Annotated in this window: 13 protein-coding genes; 1 reads left to right on the top strand and 12 read right to left on the bottom strand. The window is 72.1% G+C overall.

From position 1 onward, the window contains the following. The first annotated feature begins 11 nt into the window (after window positions 1–11). The gene (locus ACXR8F_RS04640) at window positions 12–575 is read left to right on the top strand and encodes a hypothetical protein (RefSeq protein WP_045188797.1); all 564 of its coding nucleotides are present in this window, start codon (window positions 12–14) and stop codon (window positions 573–575) included. Between the two features lie 44 nt (window positions 576–619). Here the strand turns inward: ACXR8F_RS04640 and cobA are convergent, their stop codons facing one another. The 12 genes from cobA to ACXR8F_RS04700 form a co-directional block, all read right to left on the bottom strand. Further along, the gene (gene cobA / locus ACXR8F_RS04645) at window positions 620–1849 is read right to left on the bottom strand and encodes a uroporphyrinogen-III C-methyltransferase (RefSeq protein WP_458798947.1); all 1230 of its coding nucleotides are present in this window, start codon (window positions 1847–1849) and stop codon (window positions 620–622) included. After that, on the bottom strand, window positions 1837–3228 hold the full coding sequence (locus ACXR8F_RS04650) for a sulfate adenylyltransferase subunit 1 (RefSeq protein ID WP_458798948.1): 1392 nt from the start codon (window positions 3226–3228) through the stop codon (window positions 1837–1839). Before ACXR8F_RS04650 ends, cobA begins: the two co-directional genes overlap by 13 nt. After that, a complete protein-coding gene (cysD, locus tag ACXR8F_RS04655; protein WP_045188802.1) occupies window positions 3229–4170 on the bottom strand; it encodes a sulfate adenylyltransferase subunit CysD in 942 nt (313 codons plus the stop codon). It lies immediately after the preceding gene. Continuing rightward, complete coding sequence (locus ACXR8F_RS04660; protein WP_458798949.1) at window positions 4167–4916, bottom strand: phosphoadenylyl-sulfate reductase; 750 nt, start codon at window positions 4914–4916, stop codon at window positions 4167–4169. Before ACXR8F_RS04660 ends, cysD begins: the two co-directional genes overlap by 4 nt. Further along, entirely contained in the window at window positions 4913–6637 is a 1725-nt protein-coding gene (locus ACXR8F_RS04665) for a nitrite/sulfite reductase (protein ID WP_458798950.1), read from the bottom strand. The genes ACXR8F_RS04660 and ACXR8F_RS04665 overlap by 4 nt, the downstream gene beginning before the upstream one ends. Before the next feature lie 167 nt (window positions 6638–6804). Continuing rightward, a complete protein-coding gene (locus ACXR8F_RS04670; protein WP_458798951.1) occupies window positions 6805–7854 on the bottom strand; it encodes a lytic transglycosylase domain-containing protein in 1050 nt (349 codons plus the stop codon). A 56-nt stretch (window positions 7855–7910) separates the two neighbouring features. Beyond that, entirely contained in the window at window positions 7911–9800 is a 1890-nt protein-coding gene (locus tag ACXR8F_RS04675) for a copper resistance CopC family protein (protein ID WP_458798952.1), read from the bottom strand. Then, the gene (locus tag ACXR8F_RS04680) at window positions 9800–10300 is read right to left on the bottom strand and encodes a hypothetical protein (protein ID WP_458798953.1); all 501 of its coding nucleotides are present in this window, start codon (window positions 10298–10300) and stop codon (window positions 9800–9802) included. Before ACXR8F_RS04680 ends, ACXR8F_RS04675 begins: the two co-directional genes overlap by 1 nt. Before the next feature lie 67 nt (window positions 10301–10367). Then, the gene (locus ACXR8F_RS04685) at window positions 10368–13544 is read right to left on the bottom strand and encodes a multicopper oxidase domain-containing protein (protein WP_458798954.1); all 3177 of its coding nucleotides are present in this window, start codon (window positions 13542–13544) and stop codon (window positions 10368–10370) included. 11 nt (window positions 13545–13555) lie between these two features. Continuing rightward, window positions 13556–14908, bottom strand: a complete 1353-nt coding sequence (locus ACXR8F_RS04690; protein ID WP_458798955.1) for a multicopper oxidase domain-containing protein — start codon at window positions 14906–14908, stop codon at window positions 13556–13558. Between the two features lie 20 nt (window positions 14909–14928). Beyond that, the gene (locus ACXR8F_RS04695; RefSeq protein ID WP_458798956.1) at window positions 14929–16266 is read right to left on the bottom strand and encodes a multicopper oxidase domain-containing protein; all 1338 of its coding nucleotides are present in this window, start codon (window positions 16264–16266) and stop codon (window positions 14929–14931) included. Window positions 16267–16469: 203 nt separating this feature from the next. After that, the gene (locus tag ACXR8F_RS04700) at window positions 16470–21971 is read right to left on the bottom strand and encodes a hypothetical protein (protein ID WP_458798957.1); all 5502 of its coding nucleotides are present in this window, start codon (window positions 21969–21971) and stop codon (window positions 16470–16472) included. Window positions 21972–22286 lie beyond the last annotated feature (315 nt).

Below are 22286 nucleotides of genomic sequence, written 5' to 3' on the forward strand. Positions count from 1 at the left end.
ATCGTGACCGCGTGACGAGCTTCGGGCGCCTCGTGCTGGCGCAGGTGAGGTCCATCGGGTCCCGCAACGCATGCCTCACGGCGAACGACCTTCCCGGCGGACCGTGGGCGGCGCGCGGGCAGCGGACCTACCGCACCGGTGCGAGCGGCAGCACCAGTGACGCGATCACGCGGGCCCGGGCCGCGCGGTCGGTGACAAGCGTGCGGGCGTACCAGGAGGTCGGCCGCGCCGACCTGTTCATCCAGGTCATCCCGTTCGCCACGCCAGAGGATGCCCGGGCCGGCCTCGACGAGCTGCGCGCCCTGCCCCGCACGATGCCGAGGAGCAAGGGCCTGTCGGACGTCGGCGAGCTGCGCACCGTGTCGCCGCCCGAGGTGGTGGGCGCCAGTCACGTGCAGGCGGCCGAGCAGCCGTTCGTCCTCGACGGGGAGCACTCGCGCACCCTCACCGCGTGGTGCGTCGTCGGCAGCACCGTCGTCGTCGCCGCACTCGGTGGCCGGTCGGGTGCCGTTCGCTGGCCCCAGCTCGCCGAGATCCTCGAGGCCCAGGCCGCCGCCCTGACCCCCGCCGCGTGACCGAGCGTTCTCTCGATCGGGTTCTCGATCGAGAGAACGTGTCGTCACCGGGGGTCGGTGGGCCAGTGGGGGCTGAGGCGGACGACGTCGCCGACGACCACGACCGCCGGGGCACGCACTCCGCGTGACCGGGCGAGGTCGGCGATGGTCGCGACGGTGCCGACGGTCGTGCGCTGGTCGGGGGCGAAGCCGCGCTCCACGACGGCCACCGGGCAGTCCGCCGAGCGGCCGTGCGCGACGAGCAGCTCCGTCGTGCGCGCGAGCTGGGTGACGCCCATGAGCAGCACGAGCGTGTGGTCGCCTCCGGTCGGCAGCGCCGGGATGTCCTCGTGGCCGGTGACGACGGTGAAGCCGCGCGCGACACCGCGGTGCGTCACGGGGATGCCGGCCGCCGCGGGCACCGAGACGGCGCTCGTCACGCCGGGCACGACCTCGACGGGTATGCCGTGTGCCTCGCAGGCCTCGCGCTCCTCGCCGCCGCGGCCGAGCACGTAGGGGTCGCCGCCCTTGAGGCGCACGACGCCGAGGCCGCGCTGAGCCTCCTCGACGAGGATGTCGTTGATGCGCGACTGCGGCACGGGGTGGTTGCCGGGGGTCTTGCCGACGTCGATGACGCGCACCGAGGCGGGAAGGCGGTCGACGACGGCGCGCGGCGCGAGCCGGTCGACGACGACGACGTCGGCCGAGGCCAGCAGCTCGTGGCCGCGGGTCGTGAGCAGACCGTCGACGCCGGGTCCGCCACCGACGAGGGCGACCCAGCCGCGGCGCCCGTGGGTGCGGGTGCGGCGCAGGTCGAGGGCGCCCGACACGAGGGCGCGCTCCACCCCGTCGCGGACGGTCACGGCCAGGCCCGGGTCGCCGGCGGCATACGCGGAGACGGTGACCCGGCCGTCCGGCGTCGTGACGTCGGCTCGGGCCGCGACGCTCGCGGTCGTCCCGGCGGCGTCGGTCGCGTCGACGCACCAGATGCGCCGGGACTCCGCGTCGGCGGCGACCTCACGGTCGACGGACGCCTCGCCCGTGGCGGTGTGGGCGAGCCAGGCCCCGTCCAGGTCGGCGAATCCCGAGTAGTCGCGCTCGAGCCACTCGACACGTCCGGCGGCAGCGAGGTCGTGCAAGTCCTCGCACAGCCACGGCGCGACGACCCGCACGACGGCTCCCTCGTCGAGGAAGGCCCGCACACGGCGTGCCGAGACCGGCCCGCCCCCGACGGCGACGACGAGGCGGCCGGTCAGGTCGAGGACGACCGGCAGCGCCGACTTCAGATCTCCCATTCCTCGTCACCCTCGGGCTGCGACGGGGCGTCGGCGGCGGTCGGCAACGTGGCACCGACCATGCCCGCGGCGACCGTGCGGCCGTCGTGGGCGTCGATGAGCAGGAAGGACCCGCCGCGGCGCGACGTCGAGTAGTTCTCGACCGGCACGGCTGACGCCAGGCGCAGCGTGACGAGTCCGATGTCGTTGAGCGACAACGACTCCGACGGCACAGCGTGCAGGTCGTCGAGGTCGAGGGCCCCGTCGAGCGTGCGGACGGCGGTCTGGACGGTGCGTGACCCGTGCTTGAGCAGGAGTCGCTGGCCGGGGCGCAGTGGCGCGTCGCCGAGCCAGCAGACGACGGCCTTGATGTCCTGCGTCGGCTCGGGGGCGTCGGTCGCGGCGGCGATGACGTCGCCGCGCGAGATGTCGATCTCGTCCGCGAGGCGCAGCGTCACCGACTGCGGCGCGAACGCCTCCTTCAGGCTCGCCCCGCCGAGGTCGATGCCCGTGACGGTCGTGCGACGGCCCGACGGGAGCGCCACCACCTCGTCGCCGACGCGCACGACACCCGAGGCGACCTGGCCGGCATACCCGCGGTAGTCGCGGAACTGCGGGTCGCGCGCCGCGCCCTGCGGGCGGATGACGAGCTGCACCGGCAGGCGGAACGACTCGTTCGCGGGGTCGTCGGACGGCGGCAGCGCCTCGAGCAGCTCGAGCAGGCTCGGGCCGGCATACCAGGGCGTACGCGTGGAGCGCTCGGCGACGTTGTCACCGTCGAGGGCGCTGACGGGGATGGCGATGGCGTCGACGACACCGAGCTCGCGGGCCACCGCCTGCACCTCGGACTCGACGCGGTCGTAGACCTCCTGCGAGAAGTCGACGAGGTCGATCTTGTTCACGGCGACGACGACGTGCGGCACCCGCAGCAGCGCGGTGACGGCGAGGTGGCGGCGGGTCTGCTCGAGCACGCCCTTGCGCGCGTCGACGAGGAGCACGACGACGTCGGCGGTCGAGCTGCCCGTGACCGTGTTGCGCGTGTACTGCACGTGGCCGGGGCAGTCGGCGAGCACGAACGACCGGTTCGCCGTCGCGAAGTAGCGGTAGGCGACGTCGATCGTGATGCCCTGCTCGCGCTCGGCGCGCAGGCCGTCGGTGAGCAGCGCCAGGTCGGCGGCGGTGAGCCCGCGGTCGCGCGACACGCGCTCCACGGCGGCGAGCTGGTCCGAGAGCACCGACTTCGTGTCGTGGAGCAGCCGTCCGACGAGGGTCGACTTGCCGTCGTCGACGGAGCCGGCGGTCGCGAGGCGTAGCAGCGTGCCGCGACCGGCACCGGCGACGGCGGCCGGGTCGAGGGCCGCAACGGCCGCGACCTCGCTTTCCTGGGTCGTGGTGGCCATTTAGAAGTAGCCCTCCTTCTTGCGGTCCTCCATGGCGGCCTCCGAGATGCGGTCGTCGGCGCGCGTGGCGCCGCGCTCGGTCAGGGTCGACGCGGCCACCTCGAGCACGATGTCGGCGTTGGTGCGGGCCGGTGACTCGACGGCGCCGGTGCACGACATGTCACCGACGGTGCGGTAGCGCACGAGGCGCCTCTCGACGGGCTCGTCGTCACGCGGCTGGCTGTAGGGGCCGACCGCGAGCCACATGCCGTCGCGGCGGAAGACCTCGCGCTCGTGGGCGTAGTAGAGCGGCGCGAGCGGGATGTCCTCGCGCTCGATGTAGCGCCAGATGTCGACCTCGGTCCAGTTGCTGATCGGGAAGACGCGCACGTGCTCGCCCGGGCGGTGGCGCGGGTTGAAGAGGTTCCACAGCTCGGGGCGCTGGTTCTTCGGGTCCCACTGGCCGAACTCGTCACGGAGGGAGACGATGCGCTCCTTGGCGCGCGCCTTCTCCTCGTCGCGCCGGCCACCACCGAAGACGCCGTCGAAGCGGTTGTCGTTGATGGCGTCGAGCAGTGGCATCGTCTGCAGCGGGTTGCGGGTGCCGTCGGCGCGCTCACGCAGCCGGCCGTCGTCGATGTAGTCCTGCACGCTCGCGACGACGAGGCGCAGCCCGAGCCGCTCGACGGTCTCGTCGCGGTAGGCCAATACCTCAGGGAAGTTGTGGCCGGTGTCGACGTGCAGCACCGGGAACGGGATCGGCGCCGGCCAGAACGCCTTCGTCGCCAGGTGGAGCATGACGACGGAGTCCTTGCCGCCGCTGAAGAGCAGCGCCGGTCGCTCGAGCTCGCCGGCCATCTCGCGGATGACGAGGATCGCCTCGGCCTCGAGCGCGTCGAGCTGGCTCAGCCGCCGGTCGGTCCGGGCCTCAGCGCTCGGGGTGTTCGTCACGGTCGTCGTCATGTGTGGAGTCCGCACTCGGTCTTGGTGAAGCCGGCCCAGCGGCCGGCGCGGGGGTCCTCGCCGGGCTCGACCCGGCGGGTGCACGGCTCGCAGCCGATCGACGGGTAGCCGTCGGAGAGAAGGGAGTTGACCTCGACCTGGTTGTCGGCGGCATACGCCAGGAGCTCGTCGAAGGTCCACGCGGCCAGCGGGTTGATCTTGACCAGCCCGTTCTTCTCGTCCCAGCTCACGAGCGGCGTGTCGGTGCGCGTGGGGCTCTCCTCGCGGCGCACTCCGGTGACCCAGGCCTCGTAGAGCGGCAGGGTGCGGGCGAGCGGCTCGACCTTGCGCATCTGGCAGCAGAGGGCCGGGTCGCGCTCGTAGAGGCGGGCACCGTACTTCTCGTCCTGCTCGGCCACGGTCAGCTCGGGCATGACGTTGACGAGGTTGATCGGCAGGTCCTCGGCCACGATGTCGCGCGTGACGATCGTGTCGGAGAAGTGGTAGCCGGTCTCGAGGAACAGCACGTCCACGCCCGGCGCGAAGCGCGAGACCACATGCGGCAGAACGGCATCCGCCATCGAGCACGCCACGGCGAGCGAGCCGTCGAAGTGGAAGGCGGCCCACGCGGCGATCTCGTCGGCGGTCGGCTCGTGCTCGGGGTCGGCGCCGAGGGTGGCGTCGAAGTCGTCGACGATCGCCTTGAGCTCGGCCTCCGAGCGGCGCTTGCGCGGCACCTTCGGCGTGGTAAGGGGGACAGCGGTCACTGGAGAGCTCCTTCGTCTGCTCGGGCGGACCAGGCGGAGAACGTCTCGCCGGTCTCGCGCTGGTCGAGGAAGGTCCGCACGACGCGCTCGACGTAGTCGGGCAGGTCGTCGGCCGTCACCTTGAGGCCGCGGACGGTGCGTCCGAGGCCGGCCTCGTCGCGGTCGACCGAGGCGAGGCCGCCGCCGAGGTGCACCTGGAAGCCGGGCACCTGCTCGCCGTCGATGGTGACGAGCTGGCCCTTGAGGCCGATGTCGGCGACCTGGATGCGGGCGCACGAGTTGGGGCAGCCGTTGACGTTGAGGCTGATCGGGGTGTCGAGCTGGTCGGTGACGTCGGCGAGGCGCCGCTCCAGCTCGGCGATGGCCGTGGCCGCCGTCGCCTTCGTCTCGACGATGGCGAGCTTGCAGAACTCGATGCCGGTGCAGGCCATCGTGTTGCGGCGGAACGGGCTCGGCGCCACGCTCAGGCCGAGCTCCTCGAGGCCGGCGGTCAGCGTGTCGACGTGCTCGGCGGGGACGTCGAGGACGACGAGCTTCTGGTGCGGCGTGAGGCGCAGCCGGTCCGAGCCGACCTGCTCGAGGAGCTCGACGAGGCCGGTCAGCACGTCACCGCTGATGCGTCCGACCGTCGGGGCGGCGCCGACGTAGAAGCGGCCGTCCTTCTGCTCGTGCACGCCGACGTGGTCGCCGGGACCCGTCGGGCGGGCCGGGGCCGGGCCGTCGGGGAGGGCCCGCTCGAGGTACTCGTCCTGCAGCACCTGGCGGAACTTCTCGGGACCCCACTCGGCGAGGAGGAACTTGAGGCGGGCCTTGTTGCGCAGGCGGCGGTAGCCGTAGTCGCGGAAGATCCGGATGACGCCGTGCCAGACCTCGGCCGCCTCCTCGGGCCGCACGAAGACGCCGACCCGTTCGGCGAGGCGCGGGCTCGTCGAGAGGCCGCCGCCGACCCAGAGGTCGTAGCCGGCGCCGAGCTCGGGGTGCACGACCCCGACGAGCGAGACGTCGTTGATCTCGTGCACGACGTCGAGGCTCGGGTGGCCGGTGATCGCCGACTTGAACTTGCGCGGCAGGTTCGCGAGCTCGGGGTCCCCGATGTAGCGGTCGAGGATCTCGTCGATGACCGGCGTCGGGTCGAGGATCTCGTCCTTCGCGATGCCCGCCAGCGGGCTGCCGAGGATGACGCGGGGCGTGTCGCCGCAGGCCTCGGTGGTCTGCAGGCCGACCGCCTCGAGACGGCGCCAGATCTCCGGCACGTCCTCGACGCGGATCCAGTGGTACTGGATGTTCTGCCGGTCGCTGATGTCTGCCGTGCCGCGGGCGAACTCCTGGCCGATCTCGGCGAGGGTGCGCAGCTGGGCGAGGTTCAGCGCGCCGCCGTCGAGGCGTACGCGGAGCATGAAGTACTCGTCGGACAGCTCGGTGTCGTCGAGCTGGGCGGTGCGGCCGCCGTCGATGCCGGGTTTGCGTTGCGTGTAGAGCCCCCACCAGCGGAACCGGCCGGAGAGGTCCTGCGGCGGGATCGAGGCGAAGCCCTCCTTGGAGTAGACCTGCTCGATGCGCTCGCGGACGCTGAGGCCACCCTCCTCCTGCTTCCACACCTCGTTGGCGTTGAGGGGCTCGGTGCCGTCGACCTTCCACTGGCCGTTCGAGCGGCCGGCGCGGGGCGGCCGGGTGCCGGGGCGCGCGGGCACGGTCCCGGGCGAGGAGTCGGTGACGGTCATGTGATCGAATGTATAACCGTTCATTATCTTGACCCAAACGGGTCCGGTATCCGATCCATCCCCACCGGATGGGTGGGAGTTGCCCACCCACCCCCGCCCGTCGAGAAGGCAATCCGTCCGGACAGATTGCTTTCTCGATGAGAGTGGGGTGGGGGAAGGGGGTGCGCTCAGGGGCCGGCGAGGGCCCCGGAGGTCACGGCGCGGACGATGCCGACCACGGTCGAGAGATAGCGCTGCGAGTGGTTGTAGGACAGGACGGCCGCCCGCAGGTCGGCGGCCCGCGACAGGTCGCGCCCGCCGGCGCAGAGGTAGCCGGCCGCCGCGAGCGCCGCGTCCTCGATGTTCTGCGGGTCGCGTATGCCGTCGCCGTTGCCGTCCGCACCCCAGATCCGCCAGGTGGCCGGGATGAACTGCATGGGACCCACGGCCCGGTCCCAGACGGGGTCGCCGTCGAAGCGTCCGCCGTCGCTGTCGCGGATGGCGGCGTAGTTGCCGCCCGTGAGGGCCGGCCCCCGGACGGGAGGCACCGCGTCGTGCGACGCGTCGAGCCGGCGGCCACGGAGCGAGGACGACTCGACCTCGCCGATGGCGGCGAGCAGCATGACCGGGATGCGGCACGAGCTCTTCCTCGCCGCGGCGGCCGTGTAGGCCGACCAGATGATCTGCTCCTTGCTCAGGGGTCCATTGGCGGAACCCTTCGGCGGGACCGCCACGGCCGTCGGCACCCGGATGTCGGCTCTCGGCTGCCAGGTCGAGGCCGTGGCGCTGGTGCCGCCGCCGGGCTGGAGCGTCGCCGGGTCGGGTGCCGCGCCGACGTCCGCCTGGGGGTCGCCCGGGCCGGCCGGCTTGGCCTGCTGGGCGGTCACGACCGAGCCGGCAGCGAGCAGGAGGCGCTCGAACAGCGGCGTGACGAGCACCCCGCCGAGTCCGCCGAGGGAGGGCAAGGGGTCGGCGGTGCGCGCCGGGGTGCCGCCCGTGCCCTCCGTACCACCCACACCGCCCGCACCGCCGGGCGAGCCGGATGGTGCCGACGGGCTCGAGGTGGGGGTGGTGGACGCGAGCGGCGACCCGAAGCCGAGGCTCGGCTGCACGGTCGGGGAGGGCGTGGCACCGGTCGAACCGTCGTCGGCGGCACGAGCCGGGGTGGCGGTGAGCACGGCGCAACCAAAGGCCGCGGCCACCCCCGCCGCGAGCAGGCGCTCCATCCGCTGACGCATCCCCACTGCTCCCTGCTGCTGCGGGCCCGACCCCCTCGGACCCGCGTCGACTCTTCTCAAGTAGAACGCGAAAGACGCTCGGGCGCCTGCGTATCCGATTTGTCTGCGGCCGCAGCGACCACCCCACCGGCCGCCCGCGCGCGGCGCGACGATAGCCGCGACCGGAGCAGGGCCGCGGCGGCCAGTCCGCCGAGGACGGCGAGAACGGCGAGCACAAGCGCGGTCCACGCGAGCGGGCCCGCGATGGGGGCTCGCGACACGACGGTCTCGACCGGCGTGCTGGGCGCGACGACCCACCGGATCGTGCTGCGCACGTCGTCCAGACCGCGCCGGTGCACCGCCACGTCGAGGTCGACGGCTCCGTCGGCGGGGAGCTCGATGCCCGCCGCCCACCGCGACCCGGTGACCTGCTGCGCCGCCACCGGGTCGGAGGCGGGCCGTGCAACCTCGGCGTCGGTGTCGGCGGCCGCGGCATACCGGAGAGAGACCGTCACCCCGGTGACAGGTCCGGGCGAGGGCCGTCGGGTGTCGAAGACGTCGACCATGGCGACGCTGGCTCCGGGACGGTTGGGGCGCAACGCGACCGTCTGCTGCAGGTCGGCCACCGCACGGCTGTCGACGACGCTCGGCTCGTCGCGCGTCACCAGCTGTGGCGCGGTCGCGGGCTGCCCCGTGGCCAGCAGGCCGCCGAGGGCCACGACGACGGTGAGGCCCACCGCCTCACGCCGCAGCCGAGGTACGCGGGCGGCCGAGCCCGCTCGGACCGCTCGCGCCGTGCCCAGCGCGATGAGACCGACGACGGCGGCTGCGACGAGCTTGGCGACGAAGATGCGGCCGTACGTCGTCACGAGGCCGGCGTCGACGGACACGATGACGTCGCTCGCGAGGTAGACGCCCGACACCACGACGACCACGACGGAACTCGTGGCCGGCACGGCGAAGCGGCGCAGGAGTGACGCGACCTCCCCGCGCGAGAGACCGAGGCCGCGGGCCCGCACCGACACGAGCGTGAGGGCGCCCACCGCGCCGAGCCACAGCAGGGAGGCCAGCAGGTGGGCCGTCGAGGCCAGCACCCAGGTGGTCCCACCCCGCAGCCCGGCGTGGCCGACGAGCACCGTGGCAAGCCCGGCGGCCGCCAGGGCTGAGACGGCGGCGGCATCTCTGCGCCCGGACGCCGGGCGCGCCGATGAGCGCGAGGGCACGAGGACCAGCGCAGCGACCATGAGGGCCAGCTCGCGGGCTCCCCACCGCACGGCATACGTGCTCGTGACGGCTTGGCCGCCGAACCGCACGACGTCCGCCATGAGCAGGAGCAGGGCGGCCGCAGCGCCCACCCAGAGCGCTCGACGGGCCAGCCGCCGCAGCCGCAGGACCGCGGGCAGGCCGGGAGCGAGGGCTCCGGGCTGCCCGCCCCGCAGCAGGAGCCGGCCGACGACCACCGCACCGAGCCCGGCGGCGAGCGCCGCGAGGACGGCCCACCGGCCGGCCAGCTCGAGCAGGTCGGGACTGGCCTCGCTCGGACCGGCGGCCCGGACGGCGCTCTGGACACCGAAGGCGAGGACGCCGCCGGACTCGTGGAGGTCGTCGGCCGAGAGCGTGCGCCACGTGACGTGGTAGGCGCCGATGCCGAGCGGCGGCAGCGCTGCCACCACCGTGGACGGCGACTCCCGGTCCTCGTCCTCGCCGACGAGCGTCAGCGTGGTGGCCTGGAGACGGCGCCCCTGGGTGTCGGTGACGACGACCTCGGTCGACTCGAGCACGACGTGCTCGGTGAAGTGCAACTCGACCGAGCGCGGGGCCTGCCCGAGGCTGGAGCCGTCGGACGGCGTGCTCGACGAGAGGTACGCGTGCGCCGACGCCGGCGGGGCGGCGCCGCCGACGACGAGCGCGAAGGCGGCGGCCAGGGCGAGAGCGAGCCCCACGGCATACCGGAGCGGGGAGCTCATCACAGCACCGGGACGTGCTCGAGACGGAGGCCGGAGGACTCGATCGTCATCTCCTCGCCGCTGCGCAGCGCGCCCCCCGTGTTCTGGTAGACGAAGTAGTAGGTGGCGCCGGCCCGGTTGATGTGGCCCTGCCGCATCATCGAGACCCGCGTCGTGGAGGCCGACCGCGCCTCGCTGCGCAGCGTCGGCGGGTGCTTGGTGTCACCGAGGAACCGGGTGGCCTTGTCGACGTCGAGCACGACGTAGCTGACGGTGACGAGGCCACCGTCGCCGACGACGGCCACTCGCGAGAACCGCACGCCGAGCGCGGTCTCCATCTGTGTGGACTGCGGGAACGGTCGCGCCCGCGGGTCGTCGCCGCGGACCGGCCGGCCGGCGACGACGCCCAGGACGGCGACGAGGAGCACGGCTGCGACCGCGATGGCGACGCGCAGCCAGGGTGGGCGAGGCTCCTTCGCCGGAGCCTCGTCGGGTGTCGGGACGTGGGTGGTGGTGTTCATTCGGACTGCCCTCCGAGGTGCCGGCCGGGGCCACGGGCAGGTGGCCCCGGCACGAGGTGGGACCGGGTCAGGGGATGCTGACCCGGGTCGAGACGAACGAGTCGAACCAGGCCGTGACCGCCATGGTCGACGCGGTGGTGGTGCCGGCGGTGATGCCGAGGCGGGCCGACTGGACCTGCATCGCGGTGCCGGTGTTGTTGCCCGAGAGCGTGTAGCGCACGGAGCTGTCGACGACGAAGCGCAGCGACCCTCCGGTGCCCTGGGCCCAGTCGACGCGCACCGTGTGCGCGCCGGCCGCGACGGCGTACGACGCGCCCGTCGTGTTGCCGAGCAGGTTGCGGTTCATGACGACCCGCAGCAGTCGTGGCCCGTTGGTGCCGTTGCGCTGGAACTGCACCGCGAACGCCTGCCCCGTGGCCGTGCGCCCCTCGAACACCGTCACCCAGGCCGTGCCGGTCAGCAGGGTGTTCGGGTTGAAGGAGAACTGCGCGTGGTAGGTCGTCTCGTCGACCGGGCTGTTGTCGGTGACGTACGCCGGCGCGTTGGACCCGCCACCCGGCAGCGTGACCGCGAGGCCATAGCTGCCGGCGGGGTTGCCGGCAGCGAGGCTGGCCACGGCCCGAGCGGCGTTGGTGACGCTCGTCCAGGCCGACAGGTTGCCGCTGTCGAACGTGTCGCTGAAGATCGCGTTCGCGCGGGTCACCTGGACGACGGTCGAGGTCACGTTGCTCCAGCTTCCGGCGGCGTCCTGCACGCGCAGGTTGAACTGCACGGCGCCGGGCAGCATGCCGGCGATCGGGATGTCTGCCGACACGATGCCGTTGGCGTCGGTCAGCTGCACCCGGGTGCCCTTGCCGGCGCCGGGGTCGGTCGTGCCCGTCCAGTACTCGGCCGCCTGGAAGCGCGGACCGACGTAGGAGCCGGGCGGGACCTCGGTGGCGGTCGCCGACAGGGTGAGCGTCGCTGCGCCGGCGGTCGGGTTGGGCGTGCCGGTCAGCGTGCCGAGGACCGGCGCCGTCTTGTCGATGAGCAGGCGCACCAGGGCGTTGTTCGCCGTGAGGCTGCCCCAGTTGCCGGCCGCGTCCTTGCCGCGCACGTAGACGCGGTGCTCACCTGCGGCCATGGCCCGCACCTGGGTGAGCGGGATGAGCCCGTAGACCTGCTCGGTCGGCGAGTCGAGCTTGCCGTCGACCGCGATGAGCGTGAGGCCCGTGCCACCCGTCGGTGTCGTCGTCGCCGGGTCGATGAAGGCCTCGGCCGCCACGACGTTGCTCTGCAGCCCGTTGCCGGCGTCGCGGTCCTCCAAGTCGGCGGAGATGACGAGGTAGCCGGGGTAGGACTTCGAGCCGACGATGCCGTTCGTCGGGTTGGGCCCGACGGTCGAGGCGTTGACGCCCGGTGCGCTCAGGTCGACGACGAGGTCGACGGGCACGGCCGGTCCCCAGATGTTCTGGGAGTTGCGGCTGTGCACCCACACCTGCGTCGTGCCCTCACCGAGGCCACGGACCGTCGCGGCCGGGATGGTGCCGGTCTCGGCGACCTTCGTGGCCGACCTGTTGAGCGACATCGCCGTGCCGGAGCCGTTGGCCCCGACGGCGCCGATGAAGAACTCGGCCCCGGTGATGGTGCCGCCGGCGGCGGTGTCGTCACCGGTCGCGCTGACCGTGACGTTGCCTGCGCCGCTGGCCGGCTTCGGGCTGACCGCGGCGGCCACCGTCTGCGGACCCGCCTTGGCGAGGTTGAGGACGACCGACCCCACGACGCCCCAGTTGTCCGCGGAGTCCAGGCCCCGCACGAAGATCGTGTGCTTGGTCGAGGTGAGGCAGTGCAGGTCGAGCGGCGGCGTCGGCAGGGCACAGTCGGCCGCGGTGGCGACGGCAGGGATGGTCCCCGTGACGTCGATGGTTCCCGCCGGGAAGGCGCCCGTTGCCGCCTGCATGGCCGCTCCGAAGCCAGGACCAACGGACGTCGCGTCGTCGACGACGAACTCCGCACCCTTGACGAGGTGGTTGCCGGTTGTCGCGTCGCTCACCGTCGCCGTGACGGTGACCGCGCTGGTGCCGTCCGAGGGGTTCGGCGTCGCTTTGATGGCCGTCGACACCGGTCCCACCGCGTCCAGGGTGGGGGGCGCAGCGTTGGTGTCGAGGAAGGTCATCATGCCGCCGAAGGCCACCTGCGGAGAGTCGGGGCCCGCAGTCTGGCCGGCGTTGTCGAGCCGCGCGGCGGACTCGAAGACCGCGACCTTCGACTCGGGACCCGACGGCACCGTCACGAGAGCGTCGACGGTGACGCCCGGGTCGACGGGCACCACGACGGACGGCTCGGGGAAGGTGAGGGCGTGGCCGTCGTGCGACAGCACCGTCTGGCCGGCGCCGAGGGTGCTCATGGAGTGCAGCTCGGAGCCCACGTTGACGTAGTGCAGCAGCACGGTGTGACCCTGGTCGGTCGGCACGGGGTCGCTCGACGGGAACGGCTTGCCGTTGATGAGCCGGTACGCCGGGTGGTAGTCGCGCATGTCGAACGTCGTCGGGTGCGCGTTGAGGGCGGGGTCGATCTCGCTGAGCACGAGCACCGCCTCGTCGTCGTAGGCGTGGCCGTAGGCCGTGCCGTCGCCGAGCACGACGAGCGCACCGGACAGGCCCATGGCCAGCTGCCGGGGCCCGCCCGCGGTGTGGCCCGCCTCGTAGAGGAACGTGCCGGCGCGTGAGGCGGTGAAGGAGTAGCGGGCCGTGCCGCCTGGAGCGACACCCGCGTCCTCCGCGGCGCCGGGCAGACCCTCGGTGAAGTCGGCTGCCCGCTGTCCGGGCAGCGCGAGCGACGTCGCCTGGTCGAGACCGTTGTGCAAGGTCACCTCGACGCGGTCACCCTGCCGGGCCACGATCACCGGCCCCGGTGCGGTCGCCGGCCCCGTCGCCGAAGTGGCGTAGCCCCAGATCGGGATCGGTTGTCCCAGAACCTGGTTCGTGCCGGCTTTGGCCCACAGGTCGCAGCGGACGATCTCGGGGTCGGGTGCGGCCGCCGGGGTGACGGTGCAGCCCGGTGTCGACGGCGTGAGCTTGCCCGCGGGGGCGGCGGCAGCGACCGACGGCGCCACGGCGACAGGTGCAGCGGTCGCACGGGCCGGCGTGACGGCATACGGAATCGGTTGGGCGAGAGCGGATCCCGCGAAGGGGACGGTCGCGAGCGCGGTCGCGGCCACCGCGACGCCGAGCCGGCGCCGCATGCTGACTGGTCGAGAGGTCATCGGAACCGTCCTCAGCTCGTCGGGCAGCCGGCGGGCGGGTCGATGCGGAAGACCGTCATCATGCCGCCGAAGGCTGCTCCGTAGTTGGTGGCCTGCTGGAGCGCGTGACTGTGGGCCACGTGGTAGTACTCGCCGCACTCGTTGTTGACCGTGATGTTCGACGGGAAGGTGCCCTTCTGGCCGAGGTAGGGGCTCTCGCTGAACCACGTGTCGGCCCCGACGAGGAGCTGGTCGGTGATGACCGGGATCTCGGTCGGGATCGGGTTCGTCGTGGGGTCCCAGTGCTCGACGTCGCGCCAGTCCATCAGCGCGTCGACGGTCTGGCCGGGCATGACGTCGATGTCGTACTTGAGGTACGAGAGGTCCTGCGGCGCAGTCGGATCCGTGCCCTGGAGCGCGCGGCCGTCCTGGTTGACGACCCGCTCGTCGCTGCCGTGCGGGTGGAACGGGTAGTTGACCCGGCCCGCGTTGACGTAGCGGATGACCGCGGGCAGCGGGTTCGTCACCGCGTCGTAGGGCTTGATGTGCACGAGGGCGCCGTACGGCTGGCTCGGCAGCCACGAGGCGTTGTTCGGCGCCAGGGTGTCGGGCATGCTGCGGCCGTTGATGAGGTAATAGCGCGCGTTGTACGCCGACCAGTCCACGGGCTGGTTGCGCTCGACGGCCAGGTGCACGTCCGGGTCGACCTCCGAGAGGAGGTAGACGTACTCGTGCTGCGGGCTGAACGCCGAGTCGGCCCGGTCGTTGACCTGTGCCGAGGCGGTCGCCGGTCGCACGACGAGCGTGCCGTAGAGACCCATCTGCTGCTGCTTCGTGACGTCGGTCCCGCTCGAGTAGAGGTAGGTCCCGGGCGATCCGGCCGTGAACGTGTAGGTCACGGATCCGCCTGCGGCAGAGGCTGGCTGGACCATGGAGGTCAGCGACCCGCCCGAGTCGAACTGCGGCTGGGCCGGGTTGCCGTTCGCCTTGACCGCCGACTGCCCCGGGAAGAGCATCGAGGTCGCCTCGGGCAGGTCGTTGTGCAGGATGACGGTGACGGTGCGGCCGGACGTGACGCAGAGGACCGGGCCGGGCAGCTGGAAGCCGCCCGCGCTCATCCCGTAGCCCCACATGTAGATGGAGTTGCCGTCCGGCGTCGAGATGTAGCCGGAGCGGGCGGTGAGGGAGAAGGTCTGCTGCGCGTTCTGCTCGCACAGCAGCCCCTCCGACGTGGCGGCCTGGGCTCCCGCGTTGGAGCCGAAGGCCACCGCGGCGACGACGGCGAAGACGGCACCGAGGACGGTGGTCCGCCGTCTGGCTCCGGTCGCTCGGCCGCGTCGCAGGGTGCCGACGATGTCGTGACGTCGTGGTCGGTTGAGTCGCATGGTCGTCCTCCGTCGGCTCATCAGGTGTTGGGCTCGGTCTGGGACGGGTACGTCTCGCCGACGCGGAGGACGGTCATCATGCCGCCCCAGCCCGGCCCGCCACCGTTGCCCAGGTACGCGTAGTTGCGGTCGTAGAGCAGGTACTCGCCCGTCTTGCGCGGGGTCACCAGCACGTCACGGCTCTCGCCGGGGCCGATGTCGACGGTGTTGGTGACCTGGTAGTTCGTCGTGCCGTCGCGTCCCCGCAGCAGCGCCGCGTCCTTGGCCACCACCTGCATGTCGACGTTGTCGAGCGTGAAGGCGTGGTTCTGGTAGCCGAGGTTCGACAGCCGCAGCAGCACCGTCTCGTTCACGTTGCACGTGATGAGCGACGAGATCGGCTGGTACTGAAGGCGACCCGCGGCCGTGGTCCTCGGGTCGCCGGGCGGGGCGATCGTGTCGGGGTAGCCGCGACCGTTGAGCAGCCAGAAGCTGGGCGCGTAGTCGGTCCAGTCGCTGACCTGGATGTGGGCGTCGCGGTAGTGCGCGGCCGACCACAGCTCGGTCACCATGAACGCGAACTCGCGGTCGTAGCGGGTGCTGCCGTCGCCGTCGTTGTACGCGTACTTCGTGCCGATCGGGTCGCCGTTGACCGGCGTCCGGTTCTGCGCGGGACGGATGAACACCATCCCCGTCATGCCCATCTGCACGTGCTCCACGTCCTCGAAGTGGCAGTGGTACATGTACGTGCCGGCGTCGTGCGGCCGGTAGTGGTACGAGAGGTCACGCCCGATCGGGACGGCGAGCGAGAGCTCCGGCACGCCGTCGAAGAGCGGGATGGCGTTGACGAAGCCGTGCCAGTGCAGGGTGTGCCCGTCGAAGAGGTCCGGCCGCATGAGCAGGCCGAGGTTCGACAGGGTGATCGTCACCTCGTCGCCCTCGTCGAAGGCGAGCATCGGGGCGCTGACCTGGGCCTTGCCGCGCACGGCGGCCACCTCCGCGGCCGTCGACATCTGCGTCACGTCGCGGAACCCGAAGACGTAGGTGTCGAAGCCGTCCGGCGCGAGCGAGTCGGGGAAGAACGGCAGGTCGGGCGGAGAGCCGGCGGGCATGCTCACCCAGCCGTCGGTGCCGACGAGGTGCACCGACTTCACGTTGCCGGTGGCGGCCGGTCGCACGACGGTCGGTCGCTGGGTGGGCTGCCCGAAGCTGAGGCGGGTGCCGAGGAAGACGCTGCCGATGGCGCCGGCACCACCGAGCATCACGGCGCGTCGGCCGAGCCCGCCTCGGGTCGGGCGGTCGTCGGCCCGGTCGTCGGCCCGGTCGTCGGCGCGGTCGTCGGCGCGGTCGTCGGGGACGGAGCGTGGGTCGTCGTTCATGTCGAGCTCCTGTGGTCGGTCCGGCGTCGTGGCCGGGGTGTGCGGTCCGTGGTGGTCGTGCCGTGGTGGCGAGGTGCGGCTGGCTGCGGGGGTCCGAGGGTCGAGGGGTGCGCGGGTGGCGGGTCCCAGGACCCCGGGGCGCCGGGGGAGGCCTTGAGGGGGAGTCAGGCCAGGGAGGAGGCGCCCCGGGGTCTGGGGGTCCATCAGGGGGCGAACTGGTCCGACCCCGCGTCGTACCGCGATCCCGTGCTGGTCACCGTGGGCCGAGGCTGCCCGTCGATGTCGGGCGAGGCCGCGTTGACCACGACGTTCCACTGGGAGGTGATCCCGAAGACGGTCTGGCTGCCGTAGTTCACCGTCGTGCTCGCCGCGCCCCGGCCGTATGCCGCCGAGCTCGTCCCGGCGAGGTGGTAGTCCGCGCGGAGCCGGGGCGGCAGCAGGGCCGTCACGATGGCCGCCTCGCGGAAGGCCGGGAAGGTGCGGGCCGCGAGCACCGTCACGGTCAGCTCGGGCGTCGGGTCGACGAAGCCGACCGTGTCGGTGAACGTCACGTTCTGCCCGCCGTCGGTGCCGGTCACCGTCTGGAGCACGCTCGACACGGGGTGGAGCCGGTCTGCGGGTGCACCGCCGACGACCGCCATGTCCCACTGGTCCGTCGAGTTGGCGGTGCCGTCGGGCAGCGTGCCCCCGATCCCGTAGACGTAGCCGCCGATGAACGTGCCGGCCCGGTTGTCGTTGAAGACGTTGTCGAGCAGGGCCGGGTTGCTGAACGTCGACTGTCCGTTGACCTTGACGAGCGCGAAGCCGGAGAGACCGCTGCTGTTCAGCCGGGCCATGAGCGGGTCGCTGTTGGGCCCGGTCGAGAGGCCGGCGGGAGCCGGCTGCCCGTCGGAGGTGACCGCCGTGGCCGTCGTCATGTTGCCGACCACGGTGTTGTCGACGATGGTGACGAAGGGCGCGTCGTCGAGGGCGATGCCGCCACCCTCGTGGGCCGAGACGTTGTTGCTGATCGTGTTGTTGCTGATCGTGATCGTCTGCGGGTCCGTCTTCGTGACGTGGGTGCCGGCCACCTGGAGCAGTCGGATGCCGCCGCCGTCGTCGCTCGCGAGGTTGGCGTCGATGACGTTGCCGTCGATCGTGACCGCGCCCGTGCCGGGGCTGAGCCCGGTCGGCGTCGCGGGCAGCTCGCCGGCGACCATGACCGCGCCACCCTCGTCGTAGGAGCTGTTGAACCAGATGGTGTTGCCGGCGATGGTGCCGCCGTTGCTGCCGGTCGGGTTCGACATGTAGCCGAAGGCCGTCAGGGCGCCGCCGTACTCCGCGGAGAAGTTGCCGCAGATGGCGTTGTGCTGGATCTTGTAGCCGTCGCTGCCGGTGAAGAGCCCGATGCCGCCGGCGAGGTTCGTGCCGCCGTTGTTGAGCACCTGGTTGTCGGCGATGACGGTGTCGTAGTTGCGGTTGTCGCCGGTGTAGGGCGTGCCCACCCGGATGCCGCCGCCGTAGCTGCCGCTGTTGCCGACGACGAGGTTGTCGGTGATGCGGACGCTGCGGTTGTTGTTGTGCAGGTAGATGCCGCCGCCCTGGGTGACGAGGGCCCCGCTCGCGCCGTAGGGCGTCGTGACCCGGCCGGTGAGGACGTTGACGTTGCCGGGGAAGTCGGCCTGCGAGCCGCCGGTCACCTGCAGTCCGTCGATGGCCACGGGGTATGCCGTGTCGGACACGGGTGCCCGCGGGTCGTCGAGCACGGTGATCGTCGCGGCGTCGGGCACGTCGAGCTCACCGCTGTAGGTCAGCGAGCCCAGCAGGGTGATCCAGGCCAGTCCTGCCGGAAGGTCGGGGCTGAACCCGGAGCCGTCGATGATCGAGCCGGGAACCCACGTGGTGGAGCCGTCGGCGTTGGTGGTGAAGCCGCCGGGGCCGACGCCCTGGATCGCGACGCGGTGGTGCACGAGGAGGTTCTCGTTGTACTCGCCGCGCGGGTTGAGCGACGAGGTGGCGCCGGGCCACACGACGACGAGCCAGTACTTCCGGGCCGAGGTGGGTGCCGCTGCCTCGAGCGCCTTCTGGACGGTCGGGTACTGCTTGCCAGGTCCGACCTCGGCGACGTTCGGGTTGACGGCCGTCGAGGGGTTCGAGCCCGGAGCGGCGGTCGGGACGGCACCGAGGTTCCAGATGGTGATGCCGTTGTAGGTCGAGCGCTTGGAGGTGGCGTTCGTGATCGAGACCTTGAGCGCGCCTCGCGAGCTGGGCGTCGTGGTTCCGGGCGTGAGGTCGGGCACCATGAAGGTGACGCTCGTGTCGGACCACGTCCCGTAGGCGCTCGACGGGAGCGCCGGCAGCTTCTGCCCCGCGCTGTTCGTCAGGGTGACGGTGCCGCGGGTCGCCCCGAAGCCGGTTCCCTTGACGGTGACGGAGCGGCCGGTGGCGGGGGTGGCGCTGGTGGGACGAACGTACGGGTGGTCGACGGCGAGCAGCTGCGGGTCGGTCGTCCCGAGGTTGCAGCGTGCCGGGTTCGACGCGGTGGTCCCCGGTGCGAGCACCGTCGCGGCGGCCTGGGTCGGCGCCGTGTCGGTGACCGTGAAGAGACCGGGCCAGCCCTGGAAGTTCGTGCTGATGGTGCGGTAGGCCGGGTCGTAGTCGGGGTTGGGGTCACCCGGTGCGCCCGGGTCGTTGCCGGTGAACCGGTACATGTTGGGGCAGGGGCCCGCCGGCACCGGGCAGTTGTACGTGCCGGTGGAGGGCTCGAGCGCCTCGTAGAAGCCGTTGAAGTCGGTGTGCGTCGTGTCGACGAGGCGTCCGCTCCAGTCGTAGAGGCCGACGGGCACGTGGGGCAGGCCCTGCGCCTCCCCGTAGTTGGCGCTGCGCTTGTCGAGCGAGAGCCCCAGGTCGTTGATCGTCAGACCCCAGAAGTGCGTCGGGATCGGGACGGGGGTGAAGAGGTTGAAGTTGGGCGCCACGGTCTGTCCGCTGCGCACGGTGACGAGCTTCGCGTCGCAGAGCGGGCGGTCCTGGCCCTCGAAGGGGCTGCCGCCGCCGTCGAGGAAGGCCGGGTTGGAGACGCGCACGGTGTGGAACGCGCCGGCGCAGGAGGAGATGATGCCGGCACCCTGCGACGGGGGCTGCGTCGGCGGCAGCGGGTCGTTGCCCGTGCCCGGGTCGCCGGCGGCGGCCTCGGTCGTGGTCGGCGGGAAGTTCTCCTGCATCAGGTAGCTGTCGCCGTCGAAGACGTTGACGTCCTCCTCGCGCGTCACCTGGTACATCGGCTTGCCGTCGACCGGGTCGTTCGGCACCTCGACCGTGGTGATGTAGTCGCCGGCCGGCAGGTCACCGAAGCCGTAGTTGCCGTTGACGGTCTGGCCGGCCGCACCCGGGGTGCTGTCGGACGCGCCCACCTGGACGCCCATCATCGGCGCCTCGACGCAGAGGTTGTTCGCGTCGGTCCCGGACTCGGGCAGGGCCAGCTGGTCGGTCAGCTCGGTGCCGTCCCACTGGCGGGCGGTGCAGCCCCGCGGCGGGGCCCACTCCTCGCTCGTGTAGGCCGGCTGGACCTCCGGGCCCTTCTTCAGCGCGCCGCGCTCCGGGTCGGGGTTCTTGATGGTCGCCGGCTGGCTCGGGTCGCTCGCGTAGGCGGGGTTCGGCACCGACAGCGGCACGATGGCCTTGCCCTGGCGGCACGAGTTCGCCTTCTCCTCCGCGGTCGTCGCCGTGCAGGCGACCGACTCGAAGACGTGCACGTTCACGTCGGGGATGCCGGGCTGGTAGTCCTCGCTGACCGCGTCGGCCGGGTCGAGCTCGTTGCGGGTGACGTCGTAGGAGACCGTCGCCGCGATGCCACCGTTCTCGTTGACGGCATACGGCTCGACGCCCCAGTCGATGCGGCCCGACAGGCCGATGATCGGCAGGAAGTTGATGTCGACGAGGGCGCCGAGGATCGTGGTCTCGCTGTCCTCGTTGTCGGCCTGGTAGGTGACGCCGGTCGTCCGGTAGCGGGTGTTGAAGGCCTCGAGGACGAGCCACTTGCCGAGCGGGTATCCCTCCTTGATGTCGTACGCGCCGTCGTCGCCGGTGTTGGTGAGGTTGGTGTACTGGTCCATGAGCGAGTTGTCGCGCTCGCGGACGGTCAGGGTGAAGCCGGGCACCGGCTGCTCGCCGGGGTCGCGCTTGCCGTTGCCGTTGTCGTCGACGAACACGGTGCCGCGCACGTGGGTGAACCAGCCGACCAGCATCTTGTTGCCGACGTCGACGAGCTCGCCGCCGGAGACCTCGACGTTGAAGCTCCACAGGATGTAGTCCTGGGCGTCGTCCCACAGCGTCAGCTGGTAGGTGCCGTCGGGGACGTTCTTGATGTCGAAGGTGCCGTTGGCCGCGCCGCGACCGGCGTAGACCACGGCGTCGCCACCGTCGAGGTCGCTGAGGGCGACCCACGGCGAGGGGATCGGCCCGGCGGACTTCGCTCCGGCCCAACCGGTCTCGGGCACGACCTGGCCGTTCTGGCCGCCGATGTACGGCAGTCCTGCCACGACGACGCCCTTCACCTCACCGGTGGCCGTCGACGCGGGCAGCGCCTTGACGCGCACGAAGCCGAACTGCGTGGCGGGCACGGGCTCAGCGCCCTTGAGGAACTCGGTGTCGAGGCCGGTGTCGCCCTCCTGCACCCAGATGTCGTGGTCGTGGCCGCCCTCGAGGGTCGTCGTCTGCACCCAGCCGGACTGGCCGGCGGGCGGCGAGACGGTGGCGCCGTAGCGGTTCGGGCCGAGGTTGGGGATCGTGATGACGCCGGCGGCGTCGCTGGTGCACTTGCCGGTCGAGCGGGTGGTGTCGACGAGCGGCTTGCCGGCGGTGTCGAAGCGCACGCGCCCGGCGGCGTCGTGGAGGTAGACCGTGCACAGGGCGTTGCCGTAGTAGTCGACGGTCACCGGGCCGAACACGTCGGTGAGGTTGCCGGTGAAGCCGGCCAGGCCCCGCTCGGCGTCGGCCTCGTAGGTGCCGTCGGCGGGGACGCTGTCGTCGAAGACCTGGATCTTGATCGTCGCCAGCGGCAGCGGCAGCGGCTGCATCTCGACGGCCACGGCCGACTCGCGGCCGTCGACAACGGTGAAGTGCGCGCCGTCGATCTTGTAGCCGTCCGCCGTCACGGAGACGAGGTACTTGCCGGGCGCGAGGCCCTGCAGCTTCGTCCCGGCGGACAGGTCGCTCTCATCGCCCTGGGCGACGATCTTCGCGAACCCGGAGGTGGTGCGCACCGACGGCCAGGGGCAGGTGTCGGCGTACGGCTCGGTGGGGTCACCGGGGTTCGTCGACGACGGCTTGGTGCTGCCGCCGGGGGCCCGGGACGGGAGGCACTGGTCGAGAAGGGGACTCGCGTCGGTGCCGGGGTTGCCCGTGCTGTCCTCGTTGATCATCCACCTGTAGCTGGTGACCGCTTCGCCCTTCTGCACGAAGGTCGGAGCGGTGTTGACGCTGCGCGCGCTCTTGACCGTCATGGAGATGCAGCCCTTGCCGGCCACGCTGCCGGTCGGGCAGTCGGCCACCGTCGTCACCGCGGGGGTGACGGCGGCTGCCGCCACGGGCGCGACGGCCGGCACCGGCGCGGCGACGGCGGACGCAGCGAGCGGCCCGCCCAGCTGCGCGACGCCTGAGACAGCCATCGCGGTGAGGCCGGCGATGAGCGAGAACGAGCGCCTGGACGTCTTGGGTGAGATCACGGCAACCCCCATCTGAGGACCGAGCGGGCCCCGTGCGAGCCCGTCGTCCCGCGACCGTCGCACCGACGCTTCCGGTGTCGCGGCGGGATCGGCGCACCGCTCAGCGAACTGTCACGGGAGCGGTGCACGACGGCTCACACTGGCGTCAGGTCCTCTTGAGGCTCCTGTCATGAACCTGTCAGGTTGCCGCCCCGGACTGCCCCGGTTCGCCCCCTCTCATCACCGTCTCGAAAGGGACTTCTCGGGCATCGCTTCCCGCGGTGTTCCCGTCCTGCTCTACTGGTCGGCAGGCTCGGGGATCTGGGGGAAGGGAGC

This window comes from Terrabacter sp. AAH1 (assembly GCF_054456855.1).